At 52.5% G+C, this 24,879-nt stretch carries 20 protein-coding genes; 14 read left to right on the top strand and 6 right to left on the bottom strand.

Going from position 1 to position 24,879, the window contains the following annotated elements:
• The first annotated feature begins 167 nt into the window (after nt 1-167).
• The 5 genes from wrbA to ACTHRH_RS02370 all read left to right on the top strand — a co-directional run bounded on the left by wrbA (nt 168) and on the right by ACTHRH_RS02370 (nt 5,655).
• Entirely contained in the window at nt 168-779 is a 612-nt protein-coding gene (wrbA, locus tag ACTHRH_RS02390) for an NAD(P)H:quinone oxidoreductase (RefSeq protein WP_144932752.1), read from the top strand.
• Between the two features lie 307 nt (nt 780-1,086).
• Nucleotides 1,087-1,860 (top strand): enoyl-ACP reductase FabI, encoded by a 774-nt coding sequence (gene fabI, locus ACTHRH_RS02385; RefSeq protein WP_144932754.1) that lies wholly within the window; start codon nt 1,087-1,089, stop codon nt 1,858-1,860.
• Between the two features lie 439 nt (nt 1,861-2,299).
• A complete protein-coding gene (locus ACTHRH_RS02380; RefSeq protein WP_186328157.1) occupies nt 2,300-2,878 on the top strand; it encodes a hypothetical protein in 579 nt (192 codons plus the stop codon).
• Between the two features lie 289 nt (nt 2,879-3,167).
• Nucleotides 3,168-4,232, top strand: coding sequence for an acyl-CoA dehydrogenase (locus tag ACTHRH_RS02375; protein ID WP_379287220.1), 1,065 nt, complete (start codon nt 3,168-3,170; stop codon nt 4,230-4,232).
• Nucleotides 4,233-4,344: 112 nt separating this feature from the next.
• Complete coding sequence (locus tag ACTHRH_RS02370) at nt 4,345-5,655, top strand: acetamidase/formamidase family protein (protein ID WP_440413923.1); 1,311 nt, start codon at nt 4,345-4,347, stop codon at nt 5,653-5,655.
• A 461-nt stretch (nt 5,656-6,116) separates the two neighbouring features.
• On the opposite strand, the gene ACTHRH_RS02365 is transcribed toward ACTHRH_RS02370, so the two are convergent.
• The 4 genes from ACTHRH_RS02365 to ACTHRH_RS02350 all read right to left on the bottom strand — a co-directional run bounded on the left by ACTHRH_RS02365 (nt 6,117) and on the right by ACTHRH_RS02350 (nt 9,732).
• Complete coding sequence (locus tag ACTHRH_RS02365) at nt 6,117-7,124, bottom strand: C45 family autoproteolytic acyltransferase/hydolase (protein ID WP_440413921.1); 1,008 nt, start codon at nt 7,122-7,124, stop codon at nt 6,117-6,119.
• A 123-nt stretch (nt 7,125-7,247) separates the two neighbouring features.
• Nucleotides 7,248-8,111, bottom strand: coding sequence for a MerR family transcriptional regulator (locus ACTHRH_RS02360; RefSeq protein ID WP_440413919.1), 864 nt, complete (start codon nt 8,109-8,111; stop codon nt 7,248-7,250).
• A gap of 59 nt (nt 8,112-8,170) precedes the next feature.
• Complete coding sequence (locus ACTHRH_RS02355; protein ID WP_440413917.1) at nt 8,171-8,884, bottom strand: hypothetical protein; 714 nt, start codon at nt 8,882-8,884, stop codon at nt 8,171-8,173.
• Complete coding sequence (locus tag ACTHRH_RS02350; protein WP_440413915.1) at nt 8,881-9,732, bottom strand: ABC transporter ATP-binding protein; 852 nt, start codon at nt 9,730-9,732, stop codon at nt 8,881-8,883. Before ACTHRH_RS02350 ends, ACTHRH_RS02355 begins: the two co-directional genes overlap by 4 nt.
• Nucleotides 9,733-10,193: 461 nt before the next feature.
• Here ACTHRH_RS02350 and ACTHRH_RS02345 point away from each other — a divergent pair, with 461 nt between their 5' ends.
• On the top strand, nt 10,194-10,409 hold the full coding sequence (locus ACTHRH_RS02345) for a YezD family protein (protein ID WP_379287204.1): 216 nt from the start codon (nt 10,194-10,196) through the stop codon (nt 10,407-10,409).
• A 173-nt stretch (nt 10,410-10,582) separates the two neighbouring features.
• Here ACTHRH_RS02345 and ACTHRH_RS02340 read toward each other — a convergent pair whose 3' ends face one another.
• Nucleotides 10,583-11,461: a carbohydrate ABC transporter permease gene (locus ACTHRH_RS02340; RefSeq protein WP_379287202.1), complete on the bottom strand. Its 879-nt coding sequence runs from the start codon at nt 11,459-11,461 to the stop codon at nt 10,583-10,585.
• Nucleotides 11,462-11,472: 11 nt separating this feature from the next.
• Nucleotides 11,473-12,333: an ABC transporter permease gene (locus tag ACTHRH_RS02335; protein ID WP_440414019.1), complete on the bottom strand. Its 861-nt coding sequence runs from the start codon at nt 12,331-12,333 to the stop codon at nt 11,473-11,475.
• A 573-nt stretch (nt 12,334-12,906) separates the two neighbouring features.
• On the opposite strand from ACTHRH_RS02335, the gene ACTHRH_RS02330 reads away from it, so the two are divergent.
• The 8 genes from ACTHRH_RS02330 (at nt 12,907) to ACTHRH_RS02295 (ending at nt 24,825) form a co-directional block, all read left to right on the top strand.
• The gene (locus ACTHRH_RS02330) at nt 12,907-14,598 is read left to right on the top strand and encodes an extracellular solute-binding protein (RefSeq protein ID WP_440413912.1); all 1,692 of its coding nucleotides are present in this window, start codon (nt 12,907-12,909) and stop codon (nt 14,596-14,598) included.
• 85 nt (nt 14,599-14,683) lie between these two features.
• On the top strand, nt 14,684-16,450 hold the full coding sequence (locus ACTHRH_RS02325) for a sensor histidine kinase (protein WP_440413910.1): 1,767 nt from the start codon (nt 14,684-14,686) through the stop codon (nt 16,448-16,450).
• Entirely contained in the window at nt 16,425-18,131 is a 1,707-nt protein-coding gene (locus ACTHRH_RS02320; protein ID WP_440413908.1) for a response regulator transcription factor, read from the top strand. Before ACTHRH_RS02325 ends, ACTHRH_RS02320 begins: the two co-directional genes overlap by 26 nt.
• Nucleotides 18,064-19,392 (top strand): GH39 family glycosyl hydrolase, encoded by a 1,329-nt coding sequence (locus tag ACTHRH_RS02315; protein WP_379287192.1) that lies wholly within the window; start codon nt 18,064-18,066, stop codon nt 19,390-19,392. Before ACTHRH_RS02320 ends, ACTHRH_RS02315 begins: the two co-directional genes overlap by 68 nt.
• Nucleotides 19,389-20,894, top strand: a complete 1,506-nt coding sequence (locus ACTHRH_RS02310; RefSeq protein ID WP_440413905.1) for a M81 family metallopeptidase — start codon at nt 19,389-19,391, stop codon at nt 20,892-20,894. Before ACTHRH_RS02315 ends, ACTHRH_RS02310 begins: the two co-directional genes overlap by 4 nt.
• Nucleotides 20,895-21,392: 498 nt before the next feature.
• Entirely contained in the window at nt 21,393-23,144 is a 1,752-nt protein-coding gene (ilvD, locus tag ACTHRH_RS02305) for a dihydroxy-acid dehydratase (RefSeq protein ID WP_440413903.1), read from the top strand.
• Complete coding sequence (locus ACTHRH_RS02300; RefSeq protein ID WP_379287186.1) at nt 23,141-23,902, top strand: SDR family NAD(P)-dependent oxidoreductase; 762 nt, start codon at nt 23,141-23,143, stop codon at nt 23,900-23,902. The genes ilvD and ACTHRH_RS02300 overlap by 4 nt, the downstream gene beginning before the upstream one ends.
• A gap of 26 nt (nt 23,903-23,928) precedes the next feature.
• On the top strand, nt 23,929-24,825 hold the full coding sequence (locus ACTHRH_RS02295; protein WP_379287184.1) for an SMP-30/gluconolactonase/LRE family protein: 897 nt from the start codon (nt 23,929-23,931) through the stop codon (nt 24,823-24,825).
• Nucleotides 24,826-24,879 lie beyond the last annotated feature (54 nt).

Here is a 24,879-nt window from a genome sequence, read left to right as displayed (position 1 = left end):
AGGTGAATGGGCATTTATAATAATCTCGAATTCAAGATATATGAATTGAAGCTTCATGAATTAAAGGTATCATGCTTATTGATTGCCTGATGCAATCGCAAAGCGCCTGTATTCTGCAGCCTTTGCTTGCGAAGATACAAAAACATTTATTAAAGGAGAGATACACAATGTCCAATGTTAAATTAGCTATTATTTATTACAGCTCCACGGGCTCCAACTACAAGATGGCCCGGATGGCGGAAGCAGGGGCGAAAGAAGCGGGCGCGGAGGTTCGGGTGCTGAAGGTTCAAGAGTTGGCTCCGGAAAGTGCCATAGCTTCTAATCCGGCATGGAAAGCGCATGTGGATGCAACCCGAGACGTACCGACGGTATCCTTGGAGGATTTGGAATGGGCAGATGCGATTATTTTCAGCGTGCCGACCCGATTCGGGAACATGGCTGCTCAGATGAAGCAGTTTATCGATCAGACCGGCGGGCTCTGGTTCCATGGCAAGCTGGCCAATAAAGTCGTTAGCGCGATGTCTTCTGCGCAGAATTCGCATGGCGGTCAGGAAGCCACCATTCTTTCCCTCTATACCAGCATGTACCACTGGGGAGCTATCGTAGCTGCACCCGGCTATACGGATCCGGTCATTTTCGCATCCGGAGGCAATCCGTACGGAACGAGCGTAACGATAGATCAGAATGGCAACTTCGTCGAGAACGTGGAAGAAGCTATTAAGCATCAGGCGAAGAGAACCGTTCAGGTAGCCTCCTGGGTTAAGCAAGGTCTGCAATAAGATTTAGCCACATGTAATAAAGAAGCGGGGAACCGCTTCTTTTTTTTGATTATAACGGAAATATTGGCAGATAAGACCTGGCGAATAAATAATAACCGGATGTCAGCATAACCAGGATGAAGTATAATGAGAGGAGTTGATAAAAAGGAGTCTGGGATGATTAACTTGCAAACGCGATCAGACCGTGCCGTCCGATACCGGCTAAAGGCCGGAGCTGAACCCGGCTCGAGAGGAATTTGCAGATAAAATATTGGCTATCCATACATCGTCATAAATCATACTTCCAATAGGATTAAGGAGGAACGTAATGAAACTGCTGGACGGAAAAAATATCGTTATTATGGGTGTCGCCAACGAAAGAAGTCTTGCCTGGGGGATTGCCAAATCGCTGCGGGACGCCGGGGCCAATCTGATTTTTACCAACCGGAAGGAAAGGTCCTATAAGAGGCTGGTTCAATTGTTGGAGAACGAAGGTATTTCACCTCTGGCAACGGTCACTTGCGATGCAGGCGATGATGACAGCCTTAGGCAGGCCTTCCAGGAAATCAGGCGCGAAGCCGGAATCATCCATGGGCTCGTTCATTCCATTGCTTATGCGGATAAAGAAGAATTGCAGGGAGATTATATCGATACTTCCCGCGAGGGCTATTTGCTGGCGCAAAACTCTAGCGCGTATTCGTTAGTTGCGGTTGCGCGCGAAGCCAGACCTCTAATGACGGAAGGCGGCAGTATTGTGACACAGAGCTATATCGGAGCGGAACGGGTCGTTCCAAATTACAACGTGATGGGTGTGGCCAAGGCGGCTTTGGAAGCTAGCGTCCGCTATTTGGCGGAGGACTTGGGCAAATACGGAATCCGCGTGAACGCCGTATCTTCGGGTCCCATCCGCACTTTGGCGGCCAAAGGGGTATCCGGTTTTAACGAAATAATGAAAACAATAGAAGCTAGAGCGCCGCTCCGCAGAAATATTGACCAACAGGAGGTCGGGGATGCCACGATGTTCTTGTTAAGCCACCTGTCCAGAGGAATAACCGGCGAAGTGATTCATGTCGATGCGGGTTATCATATCCTTGGAGTATAAGACCGTCTTGACGCAGGGAAATTGGCAGGCCAGGGTTGTTAATTTGCGAGAAACTCACCCTTCATATATTGTTTCCATCAACAAGGAAGATAGGTAAATTGGTAGGAATCTGATGAAATGAAACTTTACTTGCGGTAAAATCGTTATATCATTGTAGGGTTTTTCTATCGAATACAGACAATCATGAATATAAGCAGAATCCGTGCGAAATATTTTGAACTTGGTAAAGGCTGTTCACGTGCACGTTTCGCATGGTTTTGGTTTGCCCAATACCCGACCAAAGTCCAGATCAGATATCGGACGCTAGTCCGTTCTGCAACTCATGGTTAAGGACTACAATAAAAGTAACATTATAAAAATGATTCGAACCGGACGGAAAGGGTCTGACCGCAAGCCCTCTCCATACCTATATTGATTATGAAGATACGGGTGAGAAATTATGATAGAAGAGAAACAGGTGTATCTCCTTCTCTCGGATACGGGAACGTTATTTACACGGCTGATTAGGCTCTATACCGGAGCCCCTTATAATCATGCCTCCATTGCTTTTGACCGGGAGCTTAACGAAGTCTACAGCTTTGGACGCAAGCGTCCGAGGAATCCTTTCATCGGGGGATTTATTAAGGAAAATATAAACTCCCCGTTATTTCGCAATGCGACATGTGCCATCTATTGCATCAAAGTGGAGAAGTCGGTTTATGAGCGCATGCGCCGTAAAATCCGGGACATCGAACAGAATAAATGCCAATACCGGTATAATCTGCTCGGCCTGTTCGGCATTCTTTTCAAAAGAAAAATACCGCGCAAGAACGCTTATTTTTGCTCGCAGTTTGTTGCCTGGATATTTCAACAGCACGGTGTAGCGCTTGTCGATAAATGCCCGTCGATGACCACTCCATGCGACTTGGAGAAGTCGGAGCTGGTGCATCTGATCTATGCGGGCGAACTATGCCATTACCGTCCGGGCATTCATACGGATACCTCCTTAGGACGTTCCAATACGGTTCTTCCGGCGTAATTAGAACGGTGCGGCTAAACTTGCAGGGAGGAACACCCTATGCTTTCGGACACAATCCTAAAGAAGAATAGAATGATTATCTTCACCGCTATTGCGGCGGGCCTGGGGTGTTAAGCATATGCTGACACCCGTCTTTTATTTGGACGGGCCATTGCAGCAAGTAAGAGTATTTATGGTTAGTCTTGGGACGATTGTATTTCTGCCAAGATGATTCGTGTATAATAGAGCTGTTAAGGTTCGGATGTCCATTTCGCAATATTCCATATCCAAATAAGGGGATTTGCCTTCCATGTTAAATAAAGAACAAATTTCTCAAATTAGAGAACAATCTATCGGATGGGATAGGTTCATGGCCATCCCGCCCGAAATGCTAGAAATAATCTACGAGCTTCGGTTGTTTAAATTGTTCGTTCCGGATGAGCTCGGGGGAAGGATGACCCCTCTGCCGAAGGCGCTTCAATGGTTCGAACAGTGCTCCTGGGCGGACGGGAGTTTCGGCTGGCTGGTTACGATTGGGGCCGGCGGAGGATTTTTTGTCCCGTATATGGACGCATCGACGGCACGCAGACTGTTCTCCGGCCGGGAAGCGGTGGTAGCCGGAAGCGGCTATCCTTCCGGAACCGCCCGGAGGGTAGAAGGCGGGTATGAGGTGAGCGGCCGTTGGCAATATTGCAGCGGTTCCACCCATGCCACCCTGTTCACGGCTAATGCTTATATTACCGACGAGTCGGATTCTTCCGGACAGAAGATGCGTTCCTTTATTTTCCGTCCTGAGCAGGTGGACATTGTAAGAGATTGGACGGCTTTCGGATTGCGGGCAACCGAGAGTCATACCATTACGGTAGACCGGGTGTTTGTTCCCGAGGAAATGACTTTCGATTTGGCCGGGAAGCCGATTCATTATAACGATCCTATCTATAGCTATCCTTTTCTCCCGTTTGCCCAATCTTCGTTCGCGGCCGTAGCCCTTGGCATTGCGAAGCATTTAGTGGAAGAGGCCAGACGGGTGACGGATCACAACCGGGAAGCCTGGGGGGCGACCGGCCGATATTTCTCGGTCCGCAACAAGATCAAGCAGACGGAAGACCGATGGCAAAGAGCGGCGGATGCATTCTACGGCTGCATACAGCAATCCTGGAATAGACATGTGGAAGGCCTTCCTCATACCGAAGAGCAGCAGCAGGAAGTAAGCCGGGTGTGCAAAACGACCGCAAGCATGGCATTAGCGTGCGGACAGGCCCTATTTCCCTATATGGGGATTCGCTCCGTTATGGAGGATGCACCCATCAATCGAATCTGGAGAGATTTGCAAACCGCTTGCCAGCATTCGCTGCTCGTTTCATTTGATGATTAGATGAAATAGAGGGCTCTACTCCACGGCGGGTTTGTGTAATGCCGCGAAGAAGAGATATACTTAAAGTGAACCAATTATGGGGCAACAATTCCAAAAGCGAGGAGAGACAGACATGAATCATTCCAATGCTCAAGAAACTGTTTATGTCAGCACCTTCACCGATGGAATTTTGGATCCGGCCAAGCCGATGCTGGGACCGGTCCGGGACGGCGGGCATATTGTGGCCAACACGACTCCCGGATGCTGGGGGCCTATGATTACACCGAAGCTTCGCGGCGGGCATGAAGTGACTCAACCGGTGTATGTCGAAGGGGCAGAGGTTGGCGACGCCATTGCGATTCACATCAAGTCGATTCGCGTTACTTCCTTGGCCACTGCATCGGGTAACGACAAGACCGTAGAAGGACGGTTCCTGGGCGACCCGTTCGTAGCCGCCAAGTGTCCGGATTGCGGGACCTTCTATCCCGAGACACGCATTGAAGGGATAGGTCCGGAGGCTATTCGCTGCGCTCAGTGCGGAGCGGATGTTACGCCATTTGTCTTCACTAACGGGTATACGATGGGCTTTGACCAAAGCCGCGAGTTCGGGGTTACCCTTCCGAAAGAGGCGGCCGAACGAATTGCACAGGATGGGCGGCGATATATGGCCACACCGGGAGGTTCGTGCCAGAACCCGATCGTGACGTTCGCCCCGCACGATATTGTCGGAGCCATTGCGAGGGTCCGTCCTTTCCTGGGACAATTGGGGACAACGCCTGCCCGTCCCTTCCCGGATTCGCATAATGCGGGAGATTTCGGCTCGTTTCTGCTCGGAGCTCCGCATGATTATGCGATGACCAGGGAGCAGCTGGAGGACCGGACAGACGGACATATGGACATTAATCGCGTACGCGAGAATGCGACGTTAATTTGTCCGGTTAAGGTGCCCGGAGGCGGAATTTATCTGGGGGATATGCATGCGATGCAGGGAGACGGGGAAATTGCGGGGCATACGACGGACGTGTCCGGAATCGTCACACTGCAGGTTCGTGTGATCAAAGGCTTGAAGATCGATGGCCCCGTTCTTCTTCCGGTGGAGGAGGATCTTCCATATTTGGCCCGCCCCTATACGCCGGAAGAGAAGAGCCGGGCGCTGCAATTAGCGCAAAGCTGGGGCTTGGACCGGATTGAGGAGACGGCGCCTATTTCGTTCGTCGGTACGGGCGCCAACCTGAATGAAGCGACGGACAACGGCTTGAAGCGGGCGGCCGATACGCTGGGTATTACGGTGCCGGAAGTGTTGAATCGCGCCACCATCACAGGGGCCATTCAAATCGGCCGTCATCCCGGCGTCGTGACGGTCACTTTCCTGGCTCCCATCCCGCTGCTGGAAAAAGCCGGACTGGCAGAAGTAGTTCTCCAGCATTATCGTCTCTCTTCTTAATAATATTTGAAGTAGCAGTCTCAAAAGTAGTTTCCAAACTACCGAGAAACGGCCTGAACCGACAAGCGATAAGCTTTCGGAAAAAAAGAGCGAGGCTGGTGGTCAGTTTTCCACTCACACTCGCTCTTATTCTTTCACGGTGACGCTCGTCTTTCCCGGATCCGTAAGGACGTCGCAAAGACGAGCAAAAGTACATTCAAATCCGACCGTTTTCCGCAAAGAGAGCGAAAGACGCTCAAAAGTGCAGGTCTTTTTGGCAAAATGGGGCGAATTCGCAAAAATCGCTCTAAAGACCTGCACTATTGCTTTAGATTTAAGCATGTTGCGCCTTTTCCCCAAAAAGACCTGCAGTTTCGCTCTAGAATTTGGTACGGTGCAGCTTTTTTCCAGAAAAGACCTGGACAATCATCTGTCTTTTGCACTATCCGGCGGGGATTGGGCTGTCTACAAGACAAATCCGGTTAAACTGTTCTTTTCAGCAGGGCGGTTAACCGGTCGTCCCTCTTGTATTGGCAGCGATTCGGCGCACCTTCCGCACGGTATAGTTCCAGTTGGCTTAAATTCATAACAATGGAATACAAGGTTCCGAACTGATGCTCCTTCAAATTCAGGCATACATGCCCCTTCGTATCCGATAGAATCCGGATAGCATCCTCGACTCCCGGCTGGGGAAGAAGCCTCAATTGCTGCTGAATGGCAGCATATCTTTCCGTTGTTTTACTCCAGGCCTCCGGTTGCGAGCCGGTAATGCCGGTCATCTCCGGATGGAGATGATGATTGGTGCAAATAAGCGAATTTCCGCCCGCTTCGGGCCTACGGACACGGATTCGTTCCGGTGAAGCTTCCACTACGGCCATATTCCCGGTTGAATCGGCCAGCAAGTAATTGCAGCAGAGGGAAGCGGGAAACCCGGACAGGACCCGAACCGCTTCGTCCACCGTACGGCAGTGCTCCAATACATAACGGGTGGCAAAGTAAAAGTGGACACCGGGCTGGCGGAGAGGGCTCGGTACAAGCGTGATGGCTACAGCCAGTCCATGCTCGTTCATGCCATCCACTTTGCCGATAAAAACGTCTGAATGGCCAATATACCGGAAGCGGCCATTGGGGCTCACCAGCGAGCTGTCCGTATATTTCTTGACATCAAGAAGCATGTCGTAGTTCCTTCCGACGATCATATCGCTGCCGTTCCATACGGCAAAAATACTGCATTGAGGAGATTGCCCGAAGAGGCCTACCGTCAGCAGGAAAGAGCTTACTTGCTCGAAGGAAGCCGCACAGCCGTCTGCAAACCCTTGAATTTCCGCAATCGCTCCTGGATAATAAGCCTTCAGTATCGTGCTGCTTTCCTCTCCGAATGCCAGCTTCTCCGGCGAAACCTCGGGAAAGCGGAATCCGTTCTTGTGCAGCAGGCTTCCATAGCGATAGCCCATTTCATAATAATCTCCGCGTAATCTGGAATGATACATTTTACAATTTTACCCCTTTCGATCAGGTTAGGGCACAATCAGAGTGGGACCGGCTCCCCTACCATAAAACATTGACACAAACCGGCCTCATGCATAATAATAAACCCTCCGGCAGCCGGAGGGTCAATCGCTGTTGACAGGAATATAGAGCCTGGTTACGAAGGAAAGGGGGCTAAGCTGAAGGTTCGGCTTGATGCAGCGGAAATCGCGGCTGTTTCTCAAAGGAGGGAGCAGCCCGGTAATATACATTTCGAACGGGCGTCCCACGATGGTGTATCCGTTGGACCGGATATAATCGATCAGCTTGGCGTAACCGAAGGGGTGCTCGGAATACGGACCTTTGATCTCAACGCCGACATGCTTGCCTCCTTTCATGCTTCGGGTTCCGGGCAGCCCGGAGAAGGAATGCTGAACGGCGAGGCCAACCTCCAACTCCGTACAAGCCGGATCTATTTCATCATCATGGAATATCGTCATGAGCCTGGCATCATCTTCCACTTCGAGCTTCAGAGCGTATAATCTTTCCAACAGGGTTCGGACAAGATCATCGATACCGGAAATTGGAACAGCTTCACGGATGCTGTAAATCCATGTGTCCTTCCTCATTTCTTCAAAGCAATCGGAAATCGTCGAAACCGGCATAAGCGGCTTGTTGGTTTCCAGCTCGTTCAATAAGGACAAGATGTTATTCTTCGTTTGCCTAAGCTCCTCGATGCTTCGCTCGACCTCGTGAATACTTTCGGTCAGAATCGTTTTCGATGTCACCGGGTTGTCGGCGTTGAGCCATTCGGCGATCCTGTTCAGCGGCAATCGGCAATCCTTCAGGCGCCGGATCTGCAGGGCCGTTCGAATTTGCCCGTAATCATAATAACGGTAGCCCGTCTCCGGATCGATACGGGCGGGCTTTAATAATCCGACTTCGTCATAATGATGAAGGGTCTTGACCGACATGCCGCAAATTCGGGAAAACTGGCCGACAGAGTACATATAGGGCTTCCTTTCTTCATTAAAATCGAGACAACGGACAAGATGACAGCAATCGTTGTTTATTTTCGGCGTATCTGCAGATAGACCACCGTCAGAAGGCTTAAAGCCAATGTATACAGCGAAGGCCAGACCAGCTTGGCAATAGCCGGCGCTTCGCCCAAAGCGTCGAAATTCATCAAGGTGTCGATGATAGGTGAAGCCGGCGGAACTACCCACAATAACCAGCGGAGGGTCGAAGGCAGCCATTCGGCCAGACCGGGTGCGGCCAGCGACAAGGTCAACGCAAGCACCAACCCGCCGAGCTTGGAGATAAGCTGGCTGCCGATCTTGGAACAGAACAGGGCCGTCAGCACAATCGCCATCCAGGTGAACAGCAGATGACCGTACAGGGAGACTGCAATCTCAATCGCCGTCGGCCGGCGGTCGAAGCCCCCGCAGACGATAGGATACAGTACTGCGACCAGCGTTAAGGGCATGGCCGCCGCCCATACGGCAGCCATCCGGCTGGTATGATAACGGATTCCGCTGCGGGAATGCACCAAGGTCAACTGCTGTTGGACCGGGGGCTCCGCCGAATAGAAGTTAAAAGCCAGCCAAGCGGCCACCAAAAACAAGCAGACGGAAGTGCTGGCATAGCTGCTCATGACCGGATTAGGAATCATGGAATAAATCCAGGCAATAAAGATGAGATATAAGGTCATCGGAGCAAAGTAACGGTAGCTTCGGGCAAAAAGCTGCAGTTGGTAACGAATCAAGGCCAGCATCGGGCTCATGGACGATCCCCTCCCGACTCCCGGCTTACGGTTACGATCGACCCGCCTCTGTCCAGCAGCTCCCTCAGCAAGGAATCGCTGTATCCGGCATCTACTTTGAGTTCAATGCCGTTCTCTCCCTCGGCTACTTCCAGGACCCCGGGTCTGCCGGACCAGCCTTCGAGTTCACCGAATCCGATCTGTCTGACTATAATATAGACAACTGAGGAAAGCTCTTCCTTGGAAGGATTCGTTTCGATGCGGGTCTGATGAATCCGGATCGTCCGGTCTGCGAGCTTCTCCCAGAGGATCGCTTCATGACAAGCGAACAGGAGAGTAACTCCTTGTGCCTTCAACTGAAGGAACATCTCCAGCAAATCGTTCTCGGAATCCTCGTCCAAGCCGGATAAAGGCTCGTCCATTATAAGCAGCTCCGGGTTCTCCAGTACGGCCTGAACGATGGCCAGCTTTTGCAGCATTCCTTTGGAAAAATATCGTATCCAGGTGCGTCCCGCATTCTCCAGACGGGCTCTCTGCAGCAGCCCGGGAATTGTGCGCCGCAGGAGGGCTTTGTCCATCCCTCTTATTTGTCCCATATGCATTAAATATTCAAATGCGTTAAAAGGCAGCTTCGGAAAACGGTCAGGCACCCAGCCGATGACCGGCTTCGGGTTGCTGAAATAACGGACTTTGCCCTCTGTAGGAGAGGAGAGACCGGCAATCAGACGCAGCAAGGTGCTTTTGCCCGAACCGTTCGGGCCAATTACGGCCAGCGACTGCCCTTTATAGACGGATAAATTCATCTTGTCCAGAATCGGCTTTGAACCGAAGCGCATACTGACTTGCTCCAATTGAACTAGCAGCTCCATTAAATTCCGTGCCTCCAAATTGATGGTGTGATATTCAAATGATTTCGGATTGGGTTTCAAACGGCAACGATTTAAGCCGTTTCCGGCCGCCACTAGTATTTTACAGGATTGGGCGGAGGAAGTCATTCCGCCTGCCGAACAATTTGTCATGAAATTACTGTGTTGACACCTGATTCCAGCGGTGATAAGATATCGTTAACTATATATCCGACTAAATAAATGGGATTAGTTGGTCGACCGGACCTCCGGAGACACAGCCCGAATGTGACGTGTAGTGGTGTGTGTCTTTTTTGTTATATATTTGTCAACACGGAACGAAGATGGAAGCTTGAAGAGATCAGAGGATAATCGTATGCGGGATATCCCGAGCTTGGCGTGAATGCTTCAACCATCACCGGATTTTAAGAGAAGACAGCGGGAAGTCGGCTTCTCGATGTAAAAATGAAGGAGGAGGGAGAACGGTGACGAAACCGTTACAAATCGATGAGGTATGGGCAAATCGAATTATAGCCAGTGTGAGCGGGCTGGAGTATGGATGTGTGCAAATCATAGTCCATGATGGGAAGATTGTGCAGATCGAACGAACCGAGCGCAAGCGGTTTGATTCCAATCCTTCCCATTCCGGAGAACGGAAATCGGGAAATTCAAGCAAGGGCAATGCCAGGCCTAAATCATGAAGCCACTTTCATTTGCAAAAGGACGCTGTCAGGCGTCTTTTTTTGTTTCATGTCCTAACCAATAGAAAGAGCCGATTCGGGAATACAATAGCCGCCGGAGAGTGCACTCGGCGTGCAGCTCATCCAGCGGCCGGATTTGGAGCTTGATTCCTTCCAGCGTGCCATGCTTGCTTCTACTCCTTAATGGCCCCCAGAACGACTCCCTTGACAAAATATTTCTGAAGGAACGGATAGACGGCCAGAATAGGGAGGGCGCCGATAAAGATTTGCGCCGCCTTGACGGTTTTGTTGGAGATGTTCTCCAGGTCCCGGCCCGCCGAGGAAAGCTGGGAGGTATCGATTTGCACCAAGATCGTCTGCAGGAATGTCGAGAGCGGATACTTCTCTGCTTTCGTAATGTAAATCAGTCCGTCAAACCAGGAGTTCCAATGGTGCACCATCGTAAACAGCGACAGGGTCGCCACCGCCGGCATGGAGATAGGCAGAAAAATCGTGAATAAAATGCGAAACTGACCCGCGCCGTCCATCAGTGCGGCTTCTTCCAATTCCTTCGGAACATTGCGAAAGAAGCTCATCATGAGAATCAGCAGCCAGACATTAACCGCTGACGGCAGGATCAAGGCCCAGATGGAATTCATCAGCCCCAGCTTCTGCACCACGATATAAGTAGGGATCAGCCCTCCGCTAAATAGCAGCGTGATGATGAAGAACCAGGAATAGTACGTTCTGGAACGAAAGACACTGGCCGTTCTGGATAAGGGATAGGCCGCCAGGAAGATGATCAGCATCCCGAAAACAGTACCCAGGAACGTTCTCTGAAAGGCGATGGACAGCGCTTGCAGAAAATCCGGGTTCGCCAAAGTTTTTTGATACGCATCGAATGTAAAGTCAATCGGAATCAATCCGACCCGGTTGGCGTTTGCCGGAGCTCTTCCGCTTAAGGACAAAGCCAGCGTATGCCACAGCGGCAGCATGCACAAGACAGCCGTGCCTAACAGCAGCAGATGGTTGAAGAAGCTGAAGAAGCGATAGGGCCATGTTTTGTAGTACATGATTTCACCTCCTAGAAAATACGGTAATCGGCAACCTTGTGCGCGATTCGGTATACGATAACGACCAGAATCAGGCTGACGACTGATTTGAATAACCCGATCGCCGTAGAGAAGCTCATCTGCTGATCCAGAATTCCGACCCGGTAGACAAAAGTGTCGATAATGTCCCCTTTGTCATACACCATGGGATTGTACAGGTTGAAAATCTGGTCAAACCCGGCGCTTAATATGTTGCTGAGCTCCAAGGTGGTACAGACAACGATGATCGGCACCAGAGCGGGCAGCGTAATATAGATCGTTTGCTGCCAGCGGTTGGCCCCGTCCACCTCGGCCGCCTCATAGAGATTGGGATTGATGCCGGCCAGTGCGGCCAAGTAAATAATCGTGCCGTATCCGAATTCCTTCCAGATATGACTAGTTACGACCGTAAACCGGAACCAGTCTCCGTCGCCGAGGAAGAAAATCGGATCAATGCCGAACCAGCCTTGCAGCACCCGGTTCACCAGTCCGGACTGCGGGGACAGCAAATCGACCAGAATCCCGCCAAGAATGACCCAGGACAGAAAGTGGGGCAAATAGACAAGCGTCTGCACGGTTCTCTTGAACGCCATCTTCCGAATTTCATTCAATAGGAGAGCAAAGCTGACGGGAACGATAATTATAAAGACGATTTTCAACGTAGCGATGATAAACGTGTTCCAGATGACTTGGCTGCTGTCGGTTCTGGTGAACATGGAGCGGAAATGCTCCAGCCCGACCCAATCGGAATGCAGAAAGCCGGTCCAGGGCTTATAGTTTTGGAACGCCATCACTACGCCGAACATCGGCAAATAGTTGAATAGAAAAGCGAGGATGACTGCGGGCAGCAGCATAAGGTGAAAAGGCCACGTCTCCCGCAGGAGCTTCCTCTTGCCCCTTTGAACAGCGGTTTCTGTTGGCGGAGAACTTCGTTTGAGATGCGAATCCATGGGCAAACCATCCTTTATCCGAGTGATAGTTCACATTTTAGCACGTCCCTTTTCAAACCTATATAACCCATCCTTAACCTGGCATATTGTTTTATTAACCGGCAGCCAAGCTCAATAACGCAATTCGTTCCATCTTTTTTCCTCCGCCCCCGGGCCTTGTCCCCAGCCCTTCCTTTCGTTCAAAGAAGCTTTGCCCCTGGATCGGGTCTCTTATTAACTTCATGCAAAAACAGGGCTGTAAGCCACTGGTTCATACCTTGTTCGCAACATCTGACCGTTATCCCCTCAGCTCATTAATCCCGATACGAAGCTGGCAACCGCTTGATCCGGCAGCAGGCAAATGTTAACCAACCGTTAAGGAACGCACCAAATCTTTATAAAACCATATCCCGTTGTTAATAATAGATTATTTCTTCTCTCGGAAAATGAGGTTAGGATTAATGAAGAAGCTTCTAATCATAGATTGGGGGAGAAGGAATGACTAATCACGTTCGCAAAGGTTCACTGCTCGCCATAGCCGGACTGCTGGCATCGGTCGCAGTGACGGGGTGCACGGGGGGAGATTCTTCGGCCGGAGGCGGCGATCCCGGAGGAGGATCGGACAAGCCGCAGGAAGCCGGTCTGCAGCTCGTCGACGGGAAGTATGACCCGCCCGTAACGATAACGACCGTCAGGCGGATTGTCTCCGCTGCTGAATTCAAGAACGGCGAAACGATGGATGATAACGTTCATTACCGGTGGGCCAAGGATAAGCTGGGGATTGAAATCAAGAACTTGTGGTCTGTGAAGGATACTAACGGGGCCTACGCCACCAAGCTGAAGCTTGCCTTATCCTCTAATGAAGAGATGCCCGATGTGCTGTTCGCCAGCGGTTCGGTGGCACAGATGCTGATCGACTCCGGCAAGTTTATGGACGTTGGAGAGCTATTTGACAAATATGCGGGGGAAACCTGGAAGAAGGCTATGAACGAGGATCCTTCCGTATGGTATGAATTCACCCGGGACGGCAAGCGCTACGGGATCCCGAATCTGGATTACGATTACAACAATGATCCTGTCTTGTGGGTGCGCGGCGACTGGATGGAAAAATTTAACTTGGAAGCGCCAACAACGCTGGAGGACTATGAGAAAATGCTGGAGGCCTTCACGAACGGCGACCCGGATGGAGACGGACAGAAGAACACGTATGGAGTTTCCACCGGACTCAAGGACTCGTACAGCGACTCCTTCGGATTGGGCTGGGTGTTCGGAGCTTATGGCACTATGCCCGGTTTCTGGCTGAAGCAGGAAGACGGCTCGATAGGCTACGGCTCCGTTCAGCCGGAAATCAAGCAAGGGCTGCAGAAGCTGAAGGATTGGGTACAAAAAGGATATATCCCGCAGGAAGCCGGGATATGGGATGCCGCCAAAGCCGGATCGTTCATGTCGGCCGGCAGCGCGGGCACCTTCTCCGGTCCATACTGGTCGGAAGCTTATCCGATGGGGGATCTGGAGAAGAACAATCCGGAAGCCGAGCTGGTCACCTTCCCGCTGCCGGTAGGGCCGGACGGCAAAAGCATGCATTACGGAAGGCATCCGTACAACGGAGCGATATTCATCAATAAAAAGATGAAGAACCCGGAAATCTTCTTCACGTATGCCAACTACTTGTTCGATCATGTTGCCGATCCGAAGCCGGGCAGCGAGTTCGAGAACGGTTGGGCCAAAGGATACGACTGGGATATCGTGGACGGCGAGGTGACGTACGATCTGGCGAAAATTCCGGGAGGCGGCGTTCGCGTGTTTTTCTACAGCTTGCTGGAGCATGGTCCGAGAATTCCATCGCAGAATCTGCAGGCACTGGTGAAAATCGCGGAGTCCGGCAAAGCGGAAACGCCGTATGAGAAAATCTGGGGCGGCTTCGTGCCTCCGATCGAGCTGCAATCCGCCACCGATGTCTGGGACTCGCGGGAGTTTTCGGTCAAGAGCGAGTTCACAGGCGGAACAACTCCTACTATGGAAACCAAATGGGATTATTTGAAGAAGCTGGAGATGGAGAAGTTCAGCAAAATCATTTTCGGCAATGATCCGGTAGAGTCGTTCGATGCTTTCGTTGAAGAGTGGAAGGCGCAGGGAGGGGAACAAATTACGAAGGAAGTGAATGAGTGGTACCAAAGCGTTTCGCGATAAACCGCCTTGGCACAAAACTTGGTATACGGCCGGGAAGGGCTATGTTACTGTTATTCTACAGATAACACTTCACTCAGGGCGCGTGATGAAAACGATGATACAAAAGCTGAACAGCTTCTCCAAGGTCGTCATTCTTATCTTTGGACTGCTTCTGTTAATGATGCTCCTGTTCACGATCTATAACCAAACTACGGTGAAGGTGATCAAGAGCGAAATCGAGGCCGCCAATTTGAACAAGCTGCTTTTTCTGAAAAGCCAGCTCGAAGAGAAATTAAGCCAGATTTCCATCAATTCGATTACGCTGGCGAATGATCCGGCAATCCGCGAGCTGGAGTATCAGCAGCAGTCGGGGGACCCGTATGACCGGCAGAAGCTGACGAACATGATCCTGGATCATATTTCGCTGCAATCCGGGATTACGGGCTGGAGGACGGAAATTACCGTCTATTCCCGTCTATCGCAAGAGGTGATCTCCACCTCCAGCAAAACCTTCAGCTATGTAGATTCCGAGCTCATAAGCGGAATTAGCAGAGGCTGGCAATATGTGAAGGGGCAGGGGGATGAACCGGCGAAATTCGTCTGGTTCTCCCTCACTCCCGCCACGGCCTACGAAGAGCCGGAATCCGCGAGATTAATCGTCAAGACGGCCTTCGAAGCATCGCATCTGCAGACGCTGCTGGACCAGTACAAGGCGGATGGTCAAGGTGACCCTCTGCTGTACAGCCCCGAATTCGGAGTGATCGGCAACCGGACGCTGGATGAGGCTTATGCCGGAGGCGTCGTCGATTATTTACATACGGTGCCTCTCGGGATCGGGAAGAATATATCGCTGCAGCTTGCCGACCAGCAATACTTGCTCAGCTTCGTTCCTTTATATGGAGTGGACTGGTATTTGGTAGATTCCATTCCGGTCGATCAGATTTTATCTCCGGTGACCAAGGCCCGTGATTTATTTTACACGTTTACCCTTATCCTGCTCGGGTTCGGAGTGGTCGCCTCTTACATTCTGTACCGGCAGCTTCAGGTGCCTATCCGGATGCTGGTCAAGAATATGCAGAGAATCAAGAGAGGGGATTATTCCTCCCGGATCCGGCTGGAAGGGGCCAGCGAATTTTCGTTTTTGTTCCAGCGTTTTAACGAGATGGCGCAAGAGATCGAAGATCTGATGACGAAGCTCGATGAAGAGAGAGTCCGCTCCAGAGAAGCGGTATTGAAGCAGCTGCAATCGCAGATCAATCCTCATTTTCTGTACAATTGCCTGTTCTTCATCAAAAATATGGCCCGTCTGGGGGACGAAGAGGCCGTTGCAGCCATGGCTTTGAATCTGGGGGAATATTTCCGCTATACCACGAGATTGGGAAAACAAACGGCTCAGCTGGAAGAGGAGCTAAACGTGATCGTGAACTATCTGGAAATCCAGAACCTGCGCACTAATCGGATGACCTATCAGATCGATGTTCCGGACTCTTTAATGAGGATTGTCATTCCAAGGCTGATCCTGCAGCCCATCATCGAGAATGCCGTCATTCACGGAATTGAGCCGAAGGAAGGGAGAGGCTGCATTTCGATTATCGGTCGCTCCGAGGGGAATCGCTCCCTGATCATTATAGAAGATAACGGTGTCGGTATGGATGACGCCCGCCTGGAGGAGCTGCGGGAGCGATTGGGACGCAGCGAGAACACAGATAATGGATCATTCGGGCTGTGGAACGTCAATCGGCGGCTGCAATTGATGTTCAGCGAAGGCTCCGGCCTGCAGGTCAAGCAAGGAAAGAACGGAGGAACGACTGTCGTCGTCGTCCTGGAGAGGAAAGGGGAGGAGAAGGATGTTCCGGATCTTGATCGTAGATGACGAACGCTCCGTCGTCGACGCGATTGCACAGACGACCCCCTGGTCGGAGCTGGATATCGAGGAAGTATTCTGTGCGTATTCTGCCAAGGAGGCTCTGAACATCGTCGGACAGCAATTCATCGATATCGTCCTGACCGATATCCGCATGCCGGGAATGGACGGCATCGAGCTGATCGAGACGATCCGTACCTATTCGAACCGGATCCAGTTCATCCTGCTGACCGGCCATGCCGAGTTTGAGTATGCCCAGCAGGCCCTTCGCCTGCGTGCGGCCGACTATTTGCTCAAGCCGGTTCGCGACGAATGGCTTGCGAACGCGGTCCGCAAGCTGACGTCCTCCATGCGGAAGGAATGGAATGAGATCACCTCTCAGCGGACAACGGTTCAATATTTGCAGAAGCATCTGCCCACCCTGAGGTCGGATCTGCTGCGCAATATGCTGGAGGGAAGCCAGACAGCCTCCGAGCTGAATGAAAAATGCGCGCTTCTCGAGCTGCCCTATGAGGAAGGAGATGTGGTCTATCCGGCGGTTATCCGCTTGGAGCGCCGCACCCCCGGGCACAGCAAGCGCTCATTGCTGGAATATTCCATCATGAATATCGCCGAAGAAGTGCTGGGCCCTATGTATCATCTATGGTCATGCAAGGATATTCACAATTATTTGGTTCTTATTCTGAAGCCGAGGGAAAGGGTGCCCGATGGGCGTCAAGAAGAATCGGTCTCCCGGCTGCTGAGCCAATTGCAGCATCTGGTCCTGCACTATCTGAAAGAAAATCTGTCGGTCGTCTACGGGAAATGCGTCTCCTTCCCATTCGATCTGATGACGGTGTATGAATCAGCGGTGCAAACCTTAAGAAGAAGGATAGGGGATGATACCGGACTGCTCCTGACGGCCGGACAATCCGAGACCGCCTCCGTGCTGAGTGCGGCTTCCGTCCTGCAGGCCCCGCCGTCGATTTCTCATTTGTTCGTAGCCGGTTTCTGGGAAGAGGCCAAGGCCAAGCTGCAAAGCGTCTTTACCGAACTCGAAGCGACAACGCGGGATTCGCCGATTCATGCCGATTATTTGTCCGAGATCTATCATACGGTGCTATCCGCATGCTTTCATTACGCGCATACGAACGGACAGACGGTGGCCCAGGCGCTGAATTGCGAAGGGGATCAGCGGTTCTACCATTCTCCCGAATTGATGCAGTCGGTCTCCCTGCTCAAGGAATGGTCCTTCGAGGTTTGCCGAAGGCTATCCCTGTCGAATCAGGTGGAAATTCAGGATGTCAGAAAAACACTCATTGAGCAAATCCAGGAATACATCCATTCGAATCTGGCGGAGGATGTCTCGCTGCAAACGCTTGCAACTCACGTGGATATGCATCCCGTCTATTTGTCCAAGGTTTACAAGCTGGAAACCGGGGAAGGGCTTAAGGATTACTTGTCTCGCGTGCGGATGGAGAGGGCGGTTCACTTGCTGCTGAATACGGATTTGAAAGTTTACGAGATTACCAGCCAAGTCGGTTATTTAAATACGGCTTATTTTATAAAAGTGTTCAAGAAAGCTTTTGGCGTTACTCCGCAGGAGTATCGTGACCAAAATAGCGACAATGGGGGAGTAGGACATGTCAGAAATTCAACTGAATATCGACCGGCCGCTTGGGCCCGTCAAACCGATTCACGGGGTCAATAACGGGCCGGTGACTTACGGCTCGCTGGTCGATGTTTCCGATTATTTCGTATCTATGGGGGTTCCGCTGGTCAGGCTGCATGATCCGAATTGGCCGCACCCCCGCGAGGTCGATATCCATATCGTCTTCCCGGATTTCTCGAAGGACCCGGCCGATCCAGACAGCTACAATTTCTCACAGACCGATGAATATCTTCGTACGGTCGCCGCCACCGGAGCGAAAATTGTCTACCGCTTGGGGGAAAGCATCGAGCATACCGAGAAGAAATATTTCGTTCACCCTCCTGAAAATTACGAAAAATGGGCGCAAATTTGCATCGGAATCATCCGCCATTATAACGAGGGCTGGGCTGACGGTTTTCATTACGGTATCGAATACTGGGAGATATGGAATGAGCCGGACTACAGCGTAAGGATGTGGTCGGGCACTCACGAGCAATATTACTCGCTCTATGAAACGGCAGCGACGGCAATCAAGCGCTACGATCCTTCTCTTAAGGTGGGAGGACCTGCCGTAGCCAGGCCAACCGCCGACTTTGTTCCTGAATTTCTTGAGCACTGCCGGGAGAAGCGGGTGCCGCTCGACTTTTTCTCCTGGCATACGTATACCGCCGATCCGCAAGTTATTGCCGGCCGGGCCCTTCATGTCCGGGCCATGCTGGATCAGTACGGCTTCAAGGATACGGAAAGCCATCTCAATGAATGGAACTATTTTGTTGCCGATTTCGGTACCATATGGCAAAAAGGCAATGAATATTTGCGTGCAGATACTTTCAATCGGCAGAAAGGGGAGGAAGGGGCCTCCTTCGCCGCCTATATCCTTACTTTATTGCAGGACCTTCCGGTGGATGCGGCCAACTATTACGACGGTCAGCCGACTGCCCTGTTCTGCGGCCTGTTCGATTATCACGGCGTTCCGCAGAAGACGTACTACACCTTCCAGGCTTTCGAAAGCTTGCGGCGGCATAATGTACGCCTTCACTGCGAGCTGCCGGAGGATGCCAATGGACTGTCGTGTCTGGCGGCCAAGGAGGAGAATGGACCGGTCGCGGCTTTGCTCGCTAATTTCCATAACGAGGACCGTGCAGTAAACTTGCGTCTGAATGGGTTAGCCGATTCCGGAGCCACATATGAGCGAATTCAAATTTATTCAATCGACAAAGAAAGGAATCTGGAGCTTATTCAAGAGAATCAGCTTTCTTCCGCCGAATGGAAACTGGAGCTGCAGAAATATTCCGTGCTCTATGTGAGAGTCCTCCCATGAACAAACCGAAGGTATTAATCGGTGCCGTCATTCAAGAGAGCAATACGTTCAGTCCCGCCAGAAGCACCATGGACGATTTCCGCCGGCATCGGCTGCAGTTTGGTGAAGACATTCTTCGGGCAAGGACGGAAAATGAGCTGAGCGGATTTATGCGCGCCGCCTCTGCCGAGGGAATTGAGGTCATTCCGACGATGGCCGCCAATGCGGTCTCGTCCGGAGTATTTACGGCAGATGCTCTGGAGGAATTGAAGGAAACGCTGCTTCGGGAGCTTCAATCCCATTCCGGGTACAGCGGTGTGTATTTTGCGATGCATGGTGCGATGGTGGCCGATGGTTGCGATGATGTGGAAGGCTGCTTAATGGAAATGATTCGGGGAGTTATTGGAGACGTTCCCTTCGTCGTCTCCCTGGATTTGCATGCCAACGTAACGGCGAAAATGGCCTCCCTGGCGGACGGAATCGTAGGGTTTCGCACCTATCCCCATACTGATTTTGTCTCCACGGGCATGCGCTCCGCCTCTCTGTTGTTCTCCATGCTGCGAAGCGGGAGGAAGCCGGCGGTACGCATACGGAAGATCCCGATGATCGTTCCTGCCGAGAACAGCCAAAGCTCTCACGGTCCATTCGCCGAGCTGTGGCAAGCAGTGGAGGAGGGGGAGCGGCGGGGGAACTCCCGGGTGACCTCCCTGTTTCCCGTCCAGCCGTGGCTCGATATCGAAGAGATGGGCTGTGCGGTCGTCACAGTCCATGAGGATGGGAAAGCGGCAGAGAGGGAGGCGGAGCGGCTGGCCGATCTGTTCTGGCAGAAGCGTCACGAGTTCCAGATCCGGCTTCACTCGGTGCGAGAAATCGTGGAGCTGGCCTCCGGGCGGCAAGCGGGCGACGGGCCCTTCGTCATTTCGGATTCCGCGGACAGTCCTGGAGCGGGTTCGACCGGGGACAGCAATTTCGTTCTCCGGGAGCTGTTGAGCTGCGGGGCGCATCTAAGCTACAGCATCTTGCTGACAATTGTCGATGCGCCGGCCGTGGCTCGGGCTGCTGCCGCGGGAGAAGGCCGGTCCGTAGAGGTAGACGTCGGCTATTCCATCTGTCCGGACGGTGAACCGCTGCGGGTCTGCGGCCGGGTCAGGCATATTGGCGACGGGCGCTTTACTTTGGCCGGGGGCTATGCCAAGGGGACGGAAGCGAATATGGGCCGCTGCGTCGTGCTGGAGCTGGGAAGGCTGTCGCTTCTGATTACGGAAAGACCTACGTTCTCGGGCGATCCGAGCATGTATCGAAGCGTGGGGCTGGAGCCGGCGTCCGCAGACATCGTCCTGGTGAAATCGGCCAATCAATTCCGGGCCGATTACGAGGCGATATCGAAGCACATCTTCCTGCTGGATACGCCGGGACGCAGTCCGGCCGATCTGCGGAAGCTTGTGTTTAACAAATTGAGACGCCCCTGCTATCCGCTCGACGATTTCTTCGATTGGAGAAATCCGCAGCAGAAGCCGACCTGAACAACAGCCTTTGTCGCCTTTGCACGGTTATCCCATTGGGTCAGGGGATGGTTGAGGTTCGATGCTTCTTGTACTGTTATCCCATTGAGTCAGGGAAAGTCCGTACGATCCCTTGTGCTAGTAACCTTTTGACACAGAGAGCTAGCCGGGTCCCTATCATTAACCTGAGATTCCATTTACCCAATGGACTCAGCGGCCAAGGGATGACGCGCGGGCTTTCCGGCAAAAAGCTGAGAAGGGCTAAAGCAGGGAGCAGGGGACATCCCCGACCAGGTAGACAGCGAATTCTGAGCGAAGGGGATAACAGTCAAAAGACGTTGATAACTCATACAGAGCCCGTATTATTCAGCTTTTACCCATTATTCACATGTGAATAATTAATGTCTGGCAGTAGTAGGTGGCTTGAAATGATTATCCACGGCCACAGAAGTATAACAGCACAGGATGATTTCAACAGAAAGTATAACAACACAGAAAAGCCTAAAGGAGGTGCAGCCGATGGCTGAAATAGACCATACGCGAGCCAGTCAGAAGGTTCGCAAAATAAGCTTTGAGGGCGACGCCCTGCGCATGTCGATGGACTGGACGGTGGAAGACCTGGACCGTATTCAGGTTTTGGTAGAAAGCACCCACGGGGCGAGTCACCCCAGCTCCTACCACTTGAACGAACTGGTCGGAGAAATGGAGAAAGGGGTCTTCCAGATGGGCGGAAAGCCCGCCATCTATACGACGACCGACATTTGTGACGGTATTGCACAGGCACATAACGGGATGCACTACTCTTTGCCATCGCGCGACATGATCGCTTCCATGGTGGAAATTCATGCGTTGAGCACCCCTTTCGACGCCATGGTGCTGGCCTCTGCGGGAGACAAGGCGGTTCCCGCCCATTTGATGGCGATTGCCCGTTTAAATATTCCGTCCATTCATGTTCCGGGAGGCGCTATGGGAGCCGGCCCCTGCATGCGTTCCAACGAAGAGCTGTGGCATATGAGCGTTGAGGTCGAGCGAAACCAGATGACGAAGGAAGAATTTTTGGCGTTCCAACGGGCCTGCTGCCCGACCTGCGGTGCGTGCCAGTATATGGGGACAGCCGCCACGATGCAGGTCATGGCCGAAGCCCTTGGCTTGGCGCTTCCCTGGTCCGCGCTCATTCCCGCCACCAATGCGGAAATCCGCAGAGCAGCCCGGGCGACCGGTCAACAGGTGATCAGGTTGTCGCAGGCAGGAATCCGGCCTGAGCACATTCTTACGCGCGAGGCTTTCGAGAACGCGATCATGGTGCACTCCGCCGTTGGAGGGTCGCTTAATGCCGTCATGCATCTGATCGCCATTGCCAGGGAAATCGGGATCGACCTGGAGCCAAAGCTGTTTGACGACATTCACCGCAGTATTCCGGTGCTGGTGGATACGAAAACCGCCGGGCATTATCCGACGGAGCTTTTTTGGTATGCTGGCGGCGTTCCTTTTCTTATGGATGAGATTCAAGACTATCTGCATCTGGATGTGATGACCGTAACGGGCAGGACGCTTGGAGAAAATCTGGAAGAGATGAGGCGCAGCGAAATGCGGAATTATGCGGAGATGTTTCTGGCGAACTACAAGCTGAACCGCAGGAACGTCATCTACCCTATCTCTAAATCGCTGAAGCCGGAAGGCTCGCTGGCCGTTCTCTACGGCAATCTGGCTCCGGAGGGAGCGACGATCAAGAAGTTCGCCGTAGCTGAGGAGATGCAGGTGCATACCGGTCCGGCCCGCGTGTTCGACAGCGAACGGGAAGCTGTTGATGCTTATGTGGCCCGAACCATACAGCCCGGGGACGTCGTCATCATCCGCTATCAAGGGCCGAAAGCGGTCGGAATGCCGGAGATGTTCTTCATGTCCGAGCTGATCGCTTCGGATCCGGTTTTGTCTCATACTACCTCGCTGATTACGGACGGAAGGTTTTCAGGCGCAACCCGGGGGCCATGCGTAGGCTATTTGGGGCCGGAGGCCCTCGATGGAGGCCCGATAGCCTTCGTGGAGGATCAGGACATGATCTGTGTCGACATTCCGAATCGCCGCATAGATATTGTTGGAATTCAAGGGACGGAACGGACCCCGGACGAGATCGCCGGTATTCTCGCGGAAAGAAAGCGGTCCTGGAACCCGCCGGCATTTCATCACAAAGGGATCCTGCGTCTGTACACCCAATCCGCCAGCCCTGCGCTGCAGGGAGGATCTTGTGTACAAGGAGGAGTAAGGCTATGAGATTAGCCGACAGAGTAGCGATCATCACCGGTTCTTCCCGCTCCATCGGGGCGGCGGTAGCCAAGCGTTATGCCAGGGAAGGAGCCAAGGTCGTCATCAATTACCGTTCGCATCCCGAGCTTGCGGAACAGGTGAGGGAGGACATTGCCGCCGCCGGCGGAGAAGCTTTTGCCATACAGGCAGACGTGTCCCGAGAGGAAGATGTTCGCCGGATGGTGGAAGAGACCGTACGAAGATATGGCAAAATCGATATTTTGGTCAATAACGCCGCGATGGACCCGCGCAAAACCTGGCATGAAATTACAACGGAGGAATGGGATGCGCTGATGGGAGTGAACGTCCGGTCGCAATTTCTCTGCGCCAAGGCTGTCTTTCCCTATATGAAAGCGCAGAGCTACGGGAAAATCATTAACGTATCGTCGGTCACTTTTTTTACCGGGCAGAAGCAATTTCTTCACTACGTCACCTCCAAAGGTGCCATCATCGGCTTCACCCGTGCGTTGGCGCGAGAGGTTGGAGAAAATTCCATTACGGTTAACTGTATTACTCCCGGAGCCGTTCTGACGGAAACGGAATATGAGAAGGTGAGCCGGGAGACGATCGAGGAAAGTGCTGTTTTCCTGGCCAAGGCGCAGTGCTTCTCCAGACGCGAAGTCGCAGCGGACGTCGAAGGAGCTTTTGTCTTCCTCGCCTCATCGGACAGCGATTTTATAACCGGGCAAACGCTGAATGTGGATGGCGGCTGGATGCTGCATTAACCTAAAACTCGAAGGGAGGGGGATTTATGCGCCAGGAGCCGGAAGGTCTGTTGCATCGGGCCGCATTACTCGGAGAAGGCCCATTCTGGGACGCAGCCCGCAACCGATTGCTGTGGGTAGACATCACAGGCAAGGCCCTGCATCTGTATGATCCGGAGAAGCACGAGGATACCGTGCATTCCTTCGGACAATTTGTCGGGGCGGCGGTACCGTCGGAGGACGGTAGCTTGCTGCTGGCTCTGCAGGATGGATTTTACCGGTACGATGAACACGACAGGTCGCTTGCAAGGATAGCCGCTCCGGAGAAGCATCTGCCCGACAATCGGATGAATGATGGCAAATGCGATCCGGCGGGACGTTTTTGGGCGGGCACGATGAGTATGACAGGAAAGCCTGAAGCAGGAAGTCTTTATTGCCTGCATTCCGATTTCACCCTGACGCGGGAAGTCTCGAACGTTAGCATTTCTAACGGGCTGGGCTGGAGCCCCGACGGGAAGACGATGTATTACATCGACACAATCGCGGGACAGGTATATGCTTTCGATTATGAATTGGCTACCGGGAGGATTGACGGCCGCCGAACGCTGCTGGAAATTGCGCGGGAGGACGGGCTTCCCGACGGCTTGACGGTGGATGAGGAAGGGGCGCTCTGGATAGCCCATTGGGGCGGGGGCAAAGTATCCCGCTACGATCCTACCAGCCGACAATTGCTGGAGGAGATTAAGGTTCCGGCCCGTTTGGTGACGTCTTGCGCTTTCGGAGGTCCCGAACTCGATGAACTGTATATTACAACAGCGAGAGACGAGGAAGCGGATGATTGCCACGGAGGCAGCTTGTTCCGGGTGAAGCTTAACGTCAGAGGCCTTCCGTCAGCATCCTTTCGTCCGACCGCCGGCCGAAGCTGGCCATTAGCCCTTTACTAATGCTGAAGAAGGGATGAACGGATCGGTTCACGTACAAACTGCTCTTTATTTGAG

Origin of the sequence: Paenibacillus sp. SAFN-117, from assembly GCF_051966115.1 — a bacterium.
Lineage (GTDB): Bacteria > Bacillota > Bacilli > Paenibacillales > NBRC-103111 > Paenibacillus_L > Paenibacillus_L residui.
The sequence above is the reverse complement of the archived record's forward strand: the minus strand, read 5'-3'. Positions and strand labels throughout refer to the sequence as shown.